At 58.9% G+C, this 14,236-nt stretch carries 10 protein-coding genes; 2 read left to right on the forward strand and 8 right to left on the reverse strand.

Going from position 1 to position 14,236, the window contains the following annotated elements:
- Positions 1-234: 234 nt before the first annotated feature.
- The 7 genes from ACGY09_RS13940 to ACGY09_RS13970 form a co-directional block, all read right to left on the reverse strand.
- Positions 235-1,590: a DUF1501 domain-containing protein gene (locus ACGY09_RS13940; protein ID WP_397568202.1), complete on the reverse strand. Its 1,356-nt coding sequence runs from the start codon at positions 1,588-1,590 to the stop codon at positions 235-237.
- A 179-nt stretch (positions 1,591-1,769) separates the two neighbouring features.
- Positions 1,770-2,528: an SDR family NAD(P)-dependent oxidoreductase gene (locus ACGY09_RS13945; protein ID WP_397568203.1), complete on the reverse strand. Its 759-nt coding sequence runs from the start codon at positions 2,526-2,528 to the stop codon at positions 1,770-1,772.
- 42 nt (positions 2,529-2,570) lie between these two features.
- Positions 2,571-5,000 (reverse strand): carboxypeptidase-like regulatory domain-containing protein, encoded by a 2,430-nt coding sequence (locus ACGY09_RS13950; RefSeq protein ID WP_397568204.1) that lies wholly within the window; start codon positions 4,998-5,000, stop codon positions 2,571-2,573.
- Positions 5,001-5,101: 101 nt separating this feature from the next.
- Complete coding sequence (gene moaA, locus ACGY09_RS13955; RefSeq protein ID WP_373649629.1) at positions 5,102-6,112, reverse strand: GTP 3',8-cyclase MoaA; 1,011 nt, start codon at positions 6,110-6,112, stop codon at positions 5,102-5,104.
- A gap of 149 nt (positions 6,113-6,261) precedes the next feature.
- Positions 6,262-6,690 carry a molybdenum cofactor biosynthesis protein MoaE gene (locus tag ACGY09_RS13960; protein ID WP_397568205.1) on the reverse strand — a complete coding sequence of 143 codons (429 nt, stop codon included), beginning with the start codon at positions 6,688-6,690 and terminating at the stop codon, positions 6,262-6,264.
- A 65-nt stretch (positions 6,691-6,755) separates the two neighbouring features.
- Positions 6,756-6,998 carry a MoaD/ThiS family protein gene (locus ACGY09_RS13965; protein WP_397568206.1) on the reverse strand — a complete coding sequence of 81 codons (243 nt, stop codon included), beginning with the start codon at positions 6,996-6,998 and terminating at the stop codon, positions 6,756-6,758.
- A gap of 59 nt (positions 6,999-7,057) precedes the next feature.
- On the reverse strand, positions 7,058-9,967 hold the full coding sequence (locus ACGY09_RS13970; protein WP_397568207.1) for an Hsp70 family protein: 2,910 nt from the start codon (positions 9,965-9,967) through the stop codon (positions 7,058-7,060).
- A gap of 507 nt (positions 9,968-10,474) precedes the next feature.
- On the opposite strand from ACGY09_RS13970, the gene ACGY09_RS13975 reads away from it, so the two are divergent.
- Both ACGY09_RS13975 and glnA read left to right on the forward strand, forming a co-directional pair.
- Positions 10,475-11,458: a hypothetical protein gene (locus tag ACGY09_RS13975; protein ID WP_397568208.1), complete on the forward strand. Its 984-nt coding sequence runs from the start codon at positions 10,475-10,477 to the stop codon at positions 11,456-11,458.
- A gap of 196 nt (positions 11,459-11,654) precedes the next feature.
- Positions 11,655-13,067 (forward strand): type I glutamate--ammonia ligase, encoded by a 1,413-nt coding sequence (gene glnA, locus ACGY09_RS13980; RefSeq protein WP_373653837.1) that lies wholly within the window; start codon positions 11,655-11,657, stop codon positions 13,065-13,067.
- A gap of 98 nt (positions 13,068-13,165) precedes the next feature.
- Here glnA and nhaR read toward each other — a convergent pair whose 3' ends face one another.
- Positions 13,166-14,065: a transcriptional activator NhaR gene (nhaR, locus tag ACGY09_RS13985; protein WP_397568209.1), complete on the reverse strand. Its 900-nt coding sequence runs from the start codon at positions 14,063-14,065 to the stop codon at positions 13,166-13,168.
- Between the last annotated feature and the right edge of the window lie 171 nt (positions 14,066-14,236).

A 14,236-nucleotide genomic window follows, 5' to 3' on the forward strand; every position in this document is an offset into this window, starting at 1 on the left:
GGCGGGACGATTGTGAGTTTCGGGGGAGACCTCTTGTGCTTCGCACACGGGTAGCCCGGAAGACCAGGCAACCCGTGCTACCCTGGGGAAACTCGCACAGGCGCCCGTTGCAGTGACAAAGGCTTTCTGTCGATAAATGATGGTCCTGACGAACAACGGTTTGTCGCAGAGTCACGCTGCAGACGGTGGCCTTCTCTTCTTCGGGCTTTCCGCTTCCTGAGTGATGACTGTCCTTTACAGAAGCTCTTTCGGGACTTCTCCGCTGGGGAGCAGGTGCATCGGGCGACCGGTGTGGTCGATGATCGTGTCGTTCGCGGACAGGCCAATCGCGTTGTAGATGATGGCGCAGAAGTCTTCGACGCCGACCGGACGAGACGTGGGATACGCCGCTTTCGCGTCGGTACTGCCGATGATCTGACCGTGGCGGTAGCCGCCTCCGGCGATCAGGATGCTTTGGGCCTGCGGCCAATGGTCACGCCCCGCGTCCCGATTGATGACAGGAGTGCGGCCAAACTCACCTGCCGATACGACCAGCGTATCTTCGAGCATTCCCCGTTCGGCCAGGTCCTGGATCAGGACGCCAACAGCCCGGTCGTGGCGCGGCATCTTGTAGTCTAAACCGTGCTTCAGTTGTCCATGGTCATCCCAGTAGCCGGTGTTCAGGGTCACGAACCGCGAACCGGCTTCAATTAACCGTCGTGCGACCAGCGCCTGCTCACCCCAGCCGTCGCCGTACCGTTCGCGCGTCTTCGCATCCTCTTTCGACACGTCGAAGGCTTCGCGAGTCCGTCCCGACAGCAGAATATCCAGGGCCTGCTGATCGACTTGATCCAATTGGCGGAAGGTGCTGTTCTGGTCGAATTTCCTCCTCAGGCTGTCGAGTTGCTTCTGCAGTCCGATTCGATCGTTGAGTGCATCGGCCGTCAGACCATCCACCAGGGCAAAGCTGCGATGATCGCCCGAGGGGAGGCGACCCGCTTCGTCTCCGTAACTGAATTCCCCATAGCGGAAGGGATTGTGCGCCACGCCGAGCCAGGCCCCGCCGTTAAAGCCAAAGCCCCCGTCGTTCATGTTGACGGTCGTCAAGACACCACTGCGTCGAGGTCCCAGCAAGTGCGACGCGACGGCCGACATCGAGGGCTGACGCGGAACGCGGTCCGAACCGTTGGCTCCAGTTCGCCCGGTCAACATCCAGTGGGCGGCCGCCCAGTGATCGCCGTCACCGTGAGTGAAGCTGCGAATGACCGTGCACTTATCCATCACCTTTGCCTGTTCGGGGCAAAGCTCGCTGACATCGAGTCCTGGCAACGAGGAGGCGATCGACCGATAGGGGCCTCGAATTTCGGCAGGAGCCAGCGGCTTCATATCGAAGGTGTCGAGTTGTGACGGGCCCCCATGCTGCCAGATGAGGATCACCGAACGCTTCGAAGTTCGTGAGAATCGGCTGGAGTCATCCGCCGCGCGGGCATCGTTCCGCAGCAGCGACGACAGGCTCAATCCGAACACCCCCAGCGAGCCGACCTCCAGAAATCGTCGTCGCGAGACACCGTCACAAAAGGGACGGGACTGACCTTGATTGATTCGAAGCATTCAAAAACCCTGTCTATCTCAAATTGCGGGACCAACGAAGACCCTATCGGCAGCCATCAGTCCCCGTCAATGTGGAAAGAATTCGCGGGACGGACGATTTCAGCTCAAATCGGTCCGACGCAGCGAAATCCCCCGAATCAGCGCACCAGAAGTCTTTTCAATAAAATGACTTCTGATGATCACCCTCCCAACCCCGCGCCGCCCCCCATACAGATTTCTTCTCCCGTAAATCGTCCATGCCCGGCAATGAAGAGGGCCAGTTCCGCGACTTCTGCCGGGTCGTTCATTCGGCCATCCAGAGTCATTTCATTGACGGCTGAATGCACTTGGGCTGGCTGCAGGCTCATCATTTGGGTCGACGTGGGACCGGGTGAGATGCAGTTAATTCTGACTCCATCTGCACGGAACTGCATCGCGGCCCCGTTGACGAACGCCGCCAGCGCGGCCTTGGTTGCATTATACACCGGATTCACGCGGGAGCCGGATCTGGCTTTCGTGCCGGCGATCGAACCAAGCACGATGATGCTTCCGCGCTTCTGCTTCTGCATTCGATCCGCTGCGGCTTGCACGCAGAAGTAGGCACCGTTCAGGTTTACCTGCACGGCCTTCTGCCACTTCTCTGCTGACAACTCAGCCAGCGATTCGATATTGAGGATCCCTGCTGTATAGAACAGGAAATCAGGTGCCCCCACGGTCGCGTCTAACTCGGCAAAGAACGTTGCCACAGCAGAGGCGTCGCCTACGTCGAGGTTATGAACAAAAAGCTTCGACTCACCCTGTTGACTCAGAAGAGATGACAGCAGTTGATCGTTCTGGTCGGCGACCACCAATTTGGCGACGTTGCCGACCAGCTGACGCACAATTTCAGCGCCGATTCCACCCGCTCCGATCACGACGGCTGTCGTGCCTTCGAACGTTCGCGCGATTCGCTCAAACAAGAAATACTCTCCCTCAATTTACCCTGTCGCTTCAACCACTCGTTATTCTCGTTTCATCACCTTCACGTCACCCAGTTGTCGGACTTCGCCGGGCTTCAAGCTAAAAATGTTCGTGGCGTTCCCAAGCCAGAGAACTCCTCCCTCGATTACGGACAGCCGGTACGCTGCACCTGGTACCATGCCGACAATTTCAAACTTTCCCTCCGCATCAATCAGAAATTCCTGCTTGTCGTACTGCAGGCCATTAAGAGTATGAATGGGCAGTTTGCCGTCGTCGAGCTGAATGCGTAATCCACTTGAGCGGGGTTCGCCTGCGTCGTCGACCAGGCGACCGGACACGCTGGCCCAATGCTGGAGTTTCAACGTGATGGGATCGTCACCCTCGTCCGTCACGAGGGCCATCCCCATCAATTTTCTGGAGACACTTCGAGCCACGACTTCTCGCCGTTCACCCGGATAGAGATTGGTGATGTCGAGCATGTCGCCTTGGATTTTGGAGATCGGATTCTCGACCTGATGATTCAACCCGCTCGCTTCCAGATCCGTCAGAGGCTCGCCCGAGGGATCGATGACCGTGACAACCCGGCTCTTCCCTTTGACCAGCCGCAACTCACATTCGTACGTCGCGGTCTCATCGTCGATGTTGACCTCGATTGTCGTACTGCGGATGTAGGGACTGAATCCCCCCGGTTGATAGAGGGTTTCACGATATTCGTCGTTCTTTAACCCTTTGATCGCATCAGCACCGATCCCTTCCAGATAGCGAAAGCCATTCGCCGTCACGATTCCTCGCCCGGGCAACGCACGCAAGCGAAATGAACCATCCTCCTTCGTGCGCACCCCCGTCTCGAATTCAGGAGGAGAATTCCGTTCCAGCTCACTTTTGAGATGAGGATTGTCGTTGAAGACGTGATACTCGACGGTCGCGTCCATCAGCCCCTCGCCAGAGACATCATCGACCACCTTTCCAGTGATCCAGATTCCCCGGGATAACGGCACATCCGCCTGAATGACGCCAGTGCCTGCGGCCACGTTCAAAGTGATCTCACGACTGAAGTAGGGCAATTCTTCCGGATCGATCGGTTCGAGGTCCCTGTCCTGACCGGCTTCGACTTTGAAAAACGCTTGCTGCGTCAGGGGAAAGCTCTCGATTCGGTAGCGTCCTTCATGATCGGTGGTGGTGAAGAAACGGTCGTAGCCGGGATACTCGATCCGCGTCACGGCCGGCCCGACGACGCGCAGCCCCGATAAAGGGAGTCCCGTTCCCCGGTCGGTCACGACCCCTTGGATCGTCCGTCCTGCCGGAAGCGTCAGCTCGAGCTGTCTTCCAAAAACGGTCAGGTCACGACCGGGATTCGAAATGAGTTTCTTCACGGACTCGCTTTGCGCAGCGACAACGATCGGCGATTCGAGCAACCGATTGGCAACCAGGACCAATACCGACGCGTGATCCGGCACTCCATCGATGTAGAGCTCGGCGACTCGTTCCCGACCGACGCCCCGGAGTTCGAAATGGCCCTCGTCGTCTGTGACGACCGGGGGGACGAGCGGAGCGTAAACAGCGGGTCGATTTCCCAGAAAATTCGCCTGGATCAGTCCCACCACATACTGACGCGCAACGAAATAATCGTTCATATTCGCGGCTTGACGAATGGCTGAAAGCCAGGGATCCAGACCTTCACCGGCAGGGACAGGAACAACGGATCCGTCTCCCTGACGATTTTCCAACTGGACGATCGGATCATTGTCTCGACGTGGCCAAAGAACGTCGCGGACTCGTACTTTGGCTCCTCGGACCGGTTGCCCGCTTTCATTCAGAACCCGTCCCACGATCGGATCGTCGGGCACGAGTTGGATGGTGATCCCGTCCCCGTCGATCACGGTGCCGAAGCCATACCCTGGAGCCGTTGCGATGATGGACGTTTTCAGCAGTCTGTTCTTGTTGATCTCGTCCGGATCAAGTCGCCGATTCGCCCCGATCGCGGGATTCTGACGGAAGGTCGAGATCACGAAGTGGCCGTCTTCATCGGAGAGTGCTTTCCGCACCGGCACACGAACACCCCAGTTCTTCCAGAAAATCTGTGCCTTCGCGACGGGTTTTCCCTGAGCATCAATCACACGTCCCGGTACTTCGACCTCGCCGAAACCACGATCAAATGGATCTTTCTCTGGCAGCGGTTTTTCGTTGCAATCGGTTTCTCTTGCGGGTGCTTCTGCCTGAACGGGAGGATCGTCGGCAGGCGTTTGCGAGGACTCCTGCTGCAGAGGAGCGAGCGGTTCTGCCTTCGCTTGCGATGTGCTTGCTGGGCCTTGAGCGTTCAACTGTCCCGCCGACAGCCAGACCGCTGCGGCCACAATGTAGAGGGCCGCCCAGCGGTTCAGAGCGAACGAGCGGCCTCTTGCCGCTCGTTGTCTGTAGTAAGTGCGTCGTCTGAATTGACCGGCGATCAAGAAACCCGTTCCGAACTTCATGACGGCTCTTTCTGTTGTGGTTCACCGCACGGTGTTTTTGATCGAACGATTCCTTCAGTGGTGAAATGGAATCTCCACGAACTCAGCGAGATCCTGGAGATTCAACCGCCGATGGAGTGCATCGGGCGAGCTGGCTGGATGAAGCGGGCGGTGTTGATTTCGTGCCCCTCTTTCTTAGCGGCGACGCTGGCCCGGATGGCGTCGACGATCTGCTGATCGGCCGCACCGCTCCGCAGCAGGCTCCGGACGTCGGTTTCATCCAGACTGAACAGGCAGTTGCGCAGTTTGCCGTCGGCCGTGATGCGGATGCGGTTACAGCTCATGCAGAAGGGCTGGCTCACGGACGAGATGAACCCGATTCGGCCAATCCCATCTTCGAACACGAAATCGGTCGCAGGTCCACCATGGCCATCTCCTGCGTCGGGATCGAGGGAACGCAGGGGCATGATTTCCGCCGACAGTCGTTCGACGATTTCGTGGGCGTACAGGACCTTACCTCGTTCCCAGGCGTTGTCGGCGTCGAGCGGCATGTATTCGATGAACCGGACTTCGACACCCATCTCGCGGGCGAAGTGCCCGAACGGAACCAGTTCTTCCTCGGTCATGCCCCGTACCGAGACGGCGTTGATCTTGACCGGCTGGAAACCGGCCTGCTGTGCCGCTTGAATCCCTTCGATGACTCGTTCAAAGCCTTCGCGGCGAGTGAACTTCTTAAACTTTTCCGGCGTCAGGGCATCCAGACTGACGTTAATCCTGCGGAGCCCCGCCTGGTACAAGCCTTCGGCCTGATCGGCGAGCAGGATCCCATTGGTCGTGAGACCAATATCCTTGATCCCGTCGATCGCCGCCAGACGGGACACCAGCTCTTTCAGTTCGCGCCGGACGAGTGGTTCGCCCCCTGTCAAACGAAGTTTGTCGATCCCCAGGGGAACGGCGATCCGCACGAATCGCTCGATTTCTTCGAACGTCAGCAGCTCGGATTTCTCCATGAACTGCACGTCTTCGGCCGGCATGCAATAGAAGCAGCGAATGTTGCATCGATCGGTGACGCTGATCCGCAGGTTGTTGTGCAACCGGCCAAAGGAATCGATTAAGGGGAGCTCTGGCAACATTGGCGTACTAACCGAGAAAGCGTCGTTCCGTGAGATCTGGATACATCCAGTCTACCGCTTGGGATGCCACTTTACGTCAGGAAGAAAGAAATTCCTGAGAAGTCCCCGAACCGCAGAGCTGGCCGCCCCTTGTGTCGGCGTCCTGTCCGTCAGGACTCCTGGGGCTTGCCGGAGGGATGAACCCATTCCGTCGTCCCGTCGCTCCAGTTTTCCTGCTTCCAGATCGGGACGGAGACTTTCAGTTCATCGATCAGAAACTGGCCCGCTTCGAACGCCGCTTTCCGGTGCGGACAACTGACGGCAACCGCCACACTGATATCCCCCAGCTCAAGCCGTCCCAGACGGTGAACGATCGCCACGCGATCTACGGGCCATCTCGCCCGGGCTGCCGTTTCCAGTTCCGCGAGCTTCACTTCAGCCATTTCGGGATAGCCTTCATAGTCGAGCGCGAGCGTCCGACGACCGTGGGTCATTTCGCGGACGGTGCCGAGAAACAGGACGACGGCCCCCGATTGAGTCGACCGGACCGATTCCGTCAAAGTGTGATAATCGATGGGATCGTGCGTAAGTGAGATCATGTCGGGTTGTTCGATCCAGAGGTCAGTGGCAAGGGGTTCCGGTACCGGCGCAGCGGAGTTGCAGTTTAGCCGCCGCTGACCGGCGGGAAACAGGCGACTTCGTCCCGTGTCGTAATCGCCTGTTCGTTCCCGGCGTATTCATTATTGACCGCAACCAGCAAGCGGGGGAGCAGCGGCTGAAGCTGAGGGTACTGTTCGCCGAGTTGCTGTTTCAGTTCGGTTACTGACTGACCATCGGTCCAGGGGAGTTCCACCTGGGGACTCCCCACCAGTTGCTTCGCCTGCGCAAACAATTTCACTCGTAACATCACCCGCCTCGTACGTCGACTCAAACACCTGTTCTCAACAATGTCGTTTACAGTGCAGTCTAGAGGATCCGCAGGCCCTTCGGCAGCGAATCGCCCATCACCAGTGCCTGTTCTTCCGACTCGAGATTGCCAACTTCCGCGATGAGATCCCGATAGTGGCGTGGGACTCCGGCTCGCTTCAGCGTCTGCAGGACCGAGGTTCTGGTCGCTTCGTCGATGTCTCGGTAACGGTCGCCCGTCCGGCGTCCCATCTGCATCACGGCAAAGGCCGCGAGACTATCGGTCAGATCGAGTTCCGCCAGCGATTTCAACCAGCGCGCCGCCACATCCGCTGGAACGACCGAGTTCAAAGGACCATAGACGGGTCGACGTGCGCCAATTCGTCCCAGCGCCCAGTAGGTTGCCGACGCCAGCGCCGCGAAACGAGGGCGTCCGAGCATTTCGAGCAGCAGATCCCCCAGTTCACGCTTGTGCGCGACCGGCAGTAACTCGCACGCTCCGAGAAGTCTGACCAGTTCTGCCGATTCGTGCGTGTTGGTGCCGAATCCAGCCGACTTGCTTTTGGCAGCGGGGTTGCGGACCGCTTGTCGGATCTGACTGATCAAGGGAGCGGCCAGCGATTGCTGCTGGCCGGCCGTCAGTCCTCCCGCCACGCGCCGCCACAGGATATACCACTCGGCCCGCACCGCTGTCGTCGCGAAGAAGAGCTTTCCCTGTAACAGCTTCCAGGTCTCATTACATCGCCAGTCATCCACGGCCAGTCCGTATCCCGGACGGAGAGCGTACCCTGTCAGGTTGAGCCATCGGGCTTCGTGATCGGCACTCAACCGCCGACCTCCTTCTGCTTCGATCAGGGCATCCCAAAGCTGCCGCAAAAGAGAAGTCGGCCATTCCTCCCGTTCCAGTTTCAGGACTTCGACCAGACGTTTCGCCACGTTCGACACCGGTGGGTCTTTTCGCGGCTGATCGGACGCATCGAGACCGAAACTGCTTCTGATCACCGCTTTGGCGGACTGCACCAGTTCTTCGTCGAACAGTCCCTGACGTTCTCCCGCCGCGTCGTGAGCGGACAGGTCGGTCTGGGTTGTGGACCGGACATCGAACAGCAGTTTCCAGGTCCGCTTCCCGTCGACTTCGCTGCACCACAGATCGAGCGTCCCGATCTCGGTAAGGCGGGCTTTCAGAATGACGGTGACCGTATCGGCCTCTTTCGATTTCCCCGTCTTCAGTACCGTGCGAATCGGTGGCAAGGCTTTGATCTGCTCGGGATCGACGGCGACCAGATCTCCCGCTCGATCCGTCAGGCGGGTACTCGATACGTACAACGGAAACTCGATCGGCTGCGAGACACGCAGTTCAAACTGGTGGTGCGTCAGATCGACTTCCTGGCCCGGTTCAATGCCCGCAGGGAGCAGACAGAGTGCGGCGAGAGGACTTTCGCGATTGGAACTTGCTTGCGCGGCGTCTGCTGGTGCGGAGACGCTTCGCTCGACCCCGATGTAGTATGTGCGTGCGAGTCCTGCCGCAATGCGAACCCCTTCGCCGCGGCGAACCATTCCGTAGTACGCAGCCCCCCGCGCGACGGCCAGGTCCAGCCGGTCGTTCTCAAGTTCCGTGGGAGACCAGTGGGAACCGGGCCGACGGAACCACTGTTCCAGCGACTGAATCAGGCGTCGACGGAGTAGCGGTGAACCAAAGACGCCGCCGTTGAAGAGAATCGCCAGTGGGGGCTCTGCTTCCGGTGGGTGCGAGGCCTGGCCTCCGGAAGGTACTTCATCCGTCGTGGGGGGGGACTCGCCATCGCTCTCAAACCTGTGCGACGAAAGGAACGTCGCCAGATACTTGGTGATCGCCGGATCGGGAGCGTAGGGGAGACCGAACTCCTGAAACCCGGATGCCGAGGCAACCGGCTTTGCATCGAAGGGAACTTCGGGAAAGAAACCCTCTGCCAGAATCGATTCCGCTTCGCTCCGTTGTACCGGGACCTGAATCGACCCACCGATGAGTTTCGAGCCGCTGCCCGGCAGCGTCAGCGTCCAACTGTCAGGGGCGTTGTCACCCATCAGCACCTCTTTGAGCTGACGACAACTCCGCACGAGAACGCTCCATTGCCGCGGTTCCAGTTGGCCTCCCGGCTTCAGCCGCTGTTCCAGGTGATGGGCCAGGGCCAGGTCGAAATTGTCACCGCCAAGGATCAGGTGTTCGCCGACCGCCACGCGGTGAAACTGAACCAGCCCGTCTCGTCCGCTACGGACACGGATCAACGTGAAGTCGGTCGTCCCCCCACCCACGTCGCAGATCAGGATGTTCTGGCCCGGTGTGACAAGCTGATTCCAGGTCTGCGAATTTTTGTCGATCCATGCATAAAAGGCGGCCTGCGGTTCTTCGATCAACACGACGCGCTGCAGTCCCGCCTGCCGTGCAGCCCGGATCGTCAGTTCGCGGGCCACCTCGTCAAACGAAGCGGGAATCGTCAGCACGAAATCCTGATCGGCGAGCGGATACTCCGGGAACTGGGCATCCCAGGCCTGACGGAAATGTTCGAGATACCGGGAACTCACCGTGACAGGTGACATTCGCTGGACGTCCTCGGCCCCCTGCCAGGGGAGCAGGTCGGCCGTCCGATCGACTCCGTTATGACACAGCCACGACTTGGCCGACGAAATCAAGCGACCGGGAACCAGTGTCCCATGGTCCCGTGCAAACTGTCCCACAATTTCCGCCGGACTTTCTCCCCAGGGAAGACGAAGCGATTCGGCCGTGAACTCGCCCGTCGCCGGCTGATAGAGGAAAGACGGCAGAGTCTCTCGCGGCTCAATGACACCCGGCGCGACCACCTGAGGGACGAGGAGTGTCTGAATACGTCGAGTCTTGTCTTGTGTGTCGACGAACGCCAGAGCAGAGTTCGTGGTCCCAAGGTCGAGCCCGACGACAAAGCGGCTGGATTGAGACGGTTCGGCTGAATTCACGTGACGGTAGGCCTTCGTTTGGACAGTTCAATCAATTTTCAGACCCGTTTGTACCAAAAGACGGACTCCCATTCTTTCCAAAACCGCTCTTCAGAACGGTTTTCCCGCGTGGTTCCCCAGCGAGATTTGTGCGGATCGCGTCCCATGCCTGCCGGTGCCGGACCACCTGTCCGCGTCTTTGTCCTCACGGTTTCGCTCTCACAGTTCTCACACTTTTCCGATCACATAGCGCCTCGGCAGATTTCCACACAAGCCCCAAACTGACAGGAACGGCTGGAAGGGGTCCACGATTCCCCTCTTTTTTCAGGTCGCCGCCCCGTTTCCATGCGGGAAACGTTCGGTCTGAAGAGAATAAACCGCGACAGGGAAGGGGGCCTCGAAATGACGTTCCCGCATCAGCACCCATTGAATCGCTCTCCAAGACTCATCTCGCCGGAAGAGGCGTTTTTCCGCTAGAATCCTGCCGCAACATTCCGGATGGGACGTGGGGAAATCGGACAGGTGGAAATGGATTCAAGCGGACTGGGACAGAAAGACTCGCGACGGACATTGGCCGTTGGGGTCTGGTCGTCGCTCCTGGCCGGGATCTGTCTGGGCGACGCGACGCTCCCTTTCGTCGTTTCGTTCGGCCTGATTATTGTCATCTCGCTGCTCAGCGGACTGATGCTGCTGCTGGTCAACCAGCGGAACTCCCGTCAGGTACCGGCCACGCCGTACTTCACCGGCATGGCCATCTCGATCGCGCTGATCATTCCTCTGCTCTGGTCGCTGCGGCTGACCGCGTGGGATGCCCCGGCGATCAGAACGCTGATGGCGGCAGTGAGTGTGACCGCACCGGGATTCGTGGCGATGGCCCGTTCCAGCGGAACCGGCTTCGCTTTCCAGGGGCGATCCACGATTCCTGCCGATCAGGATCTCCGCACTCAGATTCTCAGCACGCAGGCAGGTCAAACTGATCAGAACTGCACGGCAGACCCGATTGGGAAACCGATGACTGCTCCCCCGTCTGTTCCCGCAGAAGCCACCCGGAAAACGGCGGAGGAAGTCGCCCCGGACAGTTCGGCCGAGCCCCCGTTCGCCGGAACCCTGCCGTCGATTCTGGCTCCCTCCCATCCGGATCTGGATGACGAGGAAGTCGAAGAAATGGGCGAGGAAGAAGTCTCGCGGGACGTGGTCCAGTGGCTCCGGAGATCCCGAACGAGCGACTACGACCAGATTGCTGGCGGAGTTCGGGTCGAATTCGCACCGGGCGAGCGGGATGTGATCGTCCATCTCTCGTTCTGCCCCGCATTTCAAGGCGTTCCCGACGTGGTCACCGAGGATCTGGATGGTCTCGGACTGGAAATCCGGGTCGCTGCCACCTTTCCGTTTGGAGCCCGGCTGACGGTCCGACGCACGCTGAACGCTCCGGGGCCACTCACGCCAGACGGCACCTGTTCCTGTTGTGTCGGATTTACCGCAACGGCCACGGCTTTGCGGCGGGCCGCCTAGCGATTCAGTCCGCAAATGACTGCAAACGCGGCACTTGTGTTCATAAACTTGGCACGATCGCGGCGTCCTTCCCAAAATCATCTCTGGGATTTGTGTTACGAAGCGTCTTGCCGTCGGCATCGGGTTTGCATAGTGTGGCAGGAAGTGTGATTTTGAGACCCGCGCTCGCTCTGCGGAGATTTCCCTCGTGCATGTGTTGACCCCTCGAGAAGTGCTGGCACTGTGTCGCCAGAAAGACCTTCGCGCCGTGGACCTGCGGTTCATGGACTTCCCCGGAACGCAGAAGCATTTCACGATTCCCGTAACGGCACTGAGCGAAAAGTCGTTCGAAGAGGGGTTCAGTTTCGACGGCTCGTCCATCCGGGGCTGGCAGTCGATCAACGAAAGCGACATGCTCGTTGTTCCAGCAGCAGCGACCGCATTCGTCGATCCGTTCATGCCGCAGACGCTGGTCATGACCTGCAACATTCAGGATCCGATCACTCGGGAAGATTATGCCAAAGATCCGCGCAATGTTGCCCGAAAAGCAGAAAACTACATGAAGCTGACGGGCCTGGCGGATGCCGCCTTCTTCGGCCCCGAGGCAGAGTTCTTTATTTTTGACGATGTTCGCTTTGACCAGAACGAACACGAAGCCTACTACCACGTCGACAGCATCGAGGGGCAGTGGAACCGGGGGCGGCAGGAGCCGTCCGGTAACAAGGGCTACAAGATCCGTCACAAAGAGGGGTATTTTCCCGTTCCGCCGACGGACACTCTTCAGAACGTCCGCACGGAAATGATGCTGATGCTGCAGGATTGCGGCGTTGAAGTCGAAGCGCAGCACCACGAGGTCGCCTCGGGTGGGCAATGCGAAATCGACATGAAATACGCATCGCTCATCAACACGGCCGATAACCTGCTGCTCTACAAATACATTGTCAAAAATGTCGCTGCACGACACGGGAAATCGGCGACGTTCATGCCCAAGCCGCTCTGGAACGACAACGGTTCGGGACTGCATCTGCACTTCTCACTCTGGAAGAACGGCACAAACCTTTTCGCTGGATCGGGTTACGCCGGGCTCTCTGACATCGCCATGCACGCCATCGGCGGCATCCTGAAGCATGCTGCCGCGCTGATGGCCATCTGTTGCCCGACGACGAACAGCTACAAGCGACTGATTCCCGGGTTTGAAGCGCCGATCAACCTGACCTACAGCAGCCGTAACCGGTCGGCCGCGATTCGTATCCCCGTCCATACCCCCAGTCCCGAAAACAAGCGATTTGAATTCCGCTGTCCGGATTCCTCTTCGAACGGCTATCTGGCGATGTCAGCGATGCTGATGGCGGCGATCGACGGAATTCAGCGGCGGATTGATCCCGGTCGGCCGCTCGACAAGGACATCTACGATCTCGCACCCGACGAACTGAAGGATGTGCCGAAAACACCGGCTTCTCTGGAAGAGGCTCTGGACGCCCTGCGCCGCGACCACGAATTCCTGTTACGGGGAGATGTCTTCACGGAAGACGTGATCGATACCTGGATCTGGTACAAGACAGAGAAAGAAGTCGAAGCACTACGACAGCGGCCGCATCCCTTCGAATTCGCCATGTACTACGACATCTGACGGGATGGATTCCGTTTCAGGGACCGGCCAACGCCAGTCAGTCCCCCCAGGTGCGTGAATCGCGCGGGCGGTACCGCAATTGACAACGACCTCGGGCGTCAGTCCGACAGTCGCCTGCGGGCACTGTCGGTGATCGCCACCACGGCCGCGTGTTTCAGCCGTTTCTCAAGCGAGATCGCGAAGAATCGCTCCTTGATCGAGGCAATGCGGGCGAGCACTTTGACGTGGTGCTGCTCAATCACATGCTTTTCCACCACCGACGGGACCGCAAAGATCCCCATCCCGACCGCGCCGAACACCTCGAATAAGTCGCAATCGCCAAACTGCCCCCGAATCGTGGGACGAATTTCCTGTTCATCAAACCATTGCTCCAGCGAGCGGCGGAGCGAACTTCCCTCCATCGGCAACAGGAACGGCGCACCGTTGAGCGACCTGGGGAAACCACGACGGAACCTGGAGGCCAGGTCGGCCGAGGCCATCAGTGAGACACCGCATTCACCCAGCGAATGATTGAATGCTCGCACATTCACAAATGGGCTGGCCGGAACATCCGAGAGGACCACGTCGAGTTCGTTAATCGCCAGGCGTGCAAGCAACTTCTCTGTCTTGTCATCGTGACAAATCAACTGCACAGGTTCCGGCAGGCTGAGTACCGGTTCGAGCAGTTGATACGCAATCAGTCGGGGCAGGACATCCGCGATGCCGACCACTAGTCGACGAGCCTGCCCCGGTACCTTTCCCTTGAGTGTGTCCTGCAGTTCGCGTCCCAGCGAGAAGATCTCTTCCGCATAACGGTAGACGACGTGCCCAGTTTCGGTGAGGACCAGATGCCGCCCCACACGATCGAACAACTTGGCACCTGCTGCACGTTCCAGTGACCTGAGCTGGGCGCTGATCGTCGGCTGGGTCAGGAACAGCACCTTACAGGCTTTGGAGATGGTCCCTTCGCGAGCCACGGTCCAGAAATAGAACAGATGCTGGTAGTTAAGCTGATTCATCGCACCGGTGCTTACATAGATTTTTTCTATCTTTCGATCGACTCATATCGATTAGACGTTACTTCTGCAATCAACATAAGATTCGAGGTGAATGTCGTCGACGCGACGTTGAGATGCGGATTCGTTGTCGCTGCAGGGCATCTGAACCATGTCCGGGCCGCTCCCATCCGA

It is taken from the genome of Schlesneria sphaerica, from assembly GCF_044336245.1.
Taxonomy (GTDB): Bacteria; Planctomycetota; Planctomycetia; order Planctomycetales; family Planctomycetaceae; genus Schlesneria; species Schlesneria sphaerica.

Bases quoted from the DNA above. Each gene is read 5' to 3' on its own strand.
- ACGY09_RS13940 (WP_397568202.1), bottom strand. From the start codon at position 1,590: ATGCTTCGAATCAATCAAGGTCAGTCCCGTCCCTTTTGTGACGGTGTC.
- ACGY09_RS13950 (WP_397568204.1), bottom strand. From the start codon at position 5,000: ATGAAGTTCGGAACGGGTTTCTTGATCGCCGGTCAATTCAGACGACGC.
- moaA (WP_373649629.1), bottom strand. From the start codon at position 6,112: ATGTTGCCAGAGCTCCCCTTAATCGATTCCTTTGGCCGGTTGCACAAC.
- ACGY09_RS13960 (WP_397568205.1), bottom strand. From the start codon at position 6,690: ATGATCTCACTTACGCACGATCCCATCGATTATCACACTTTGACGGAA.
- ACGY09_RS13965 (WP_397568206.1), bottom strand. From the start codon at position 6,998: ATGTTACGAGTGAAATTGTTTGCGCAGGCGAAGCAACTGGTGGGGAGT.
- ACGY09_RS13975 (WP_397568208.1), top strand. From the start codon at position 10,475: ATGGATTCAAGCGGACTGGGACAGAAAGACTCGCGACGGACATTGGCC.
- nhaR (WP_397568209.1), bottom strand. From the start codon at position 14,065: ATGAATCAGCTTAACTACCAGCATCTGTTCTATTTCTGGACCGTGGCT.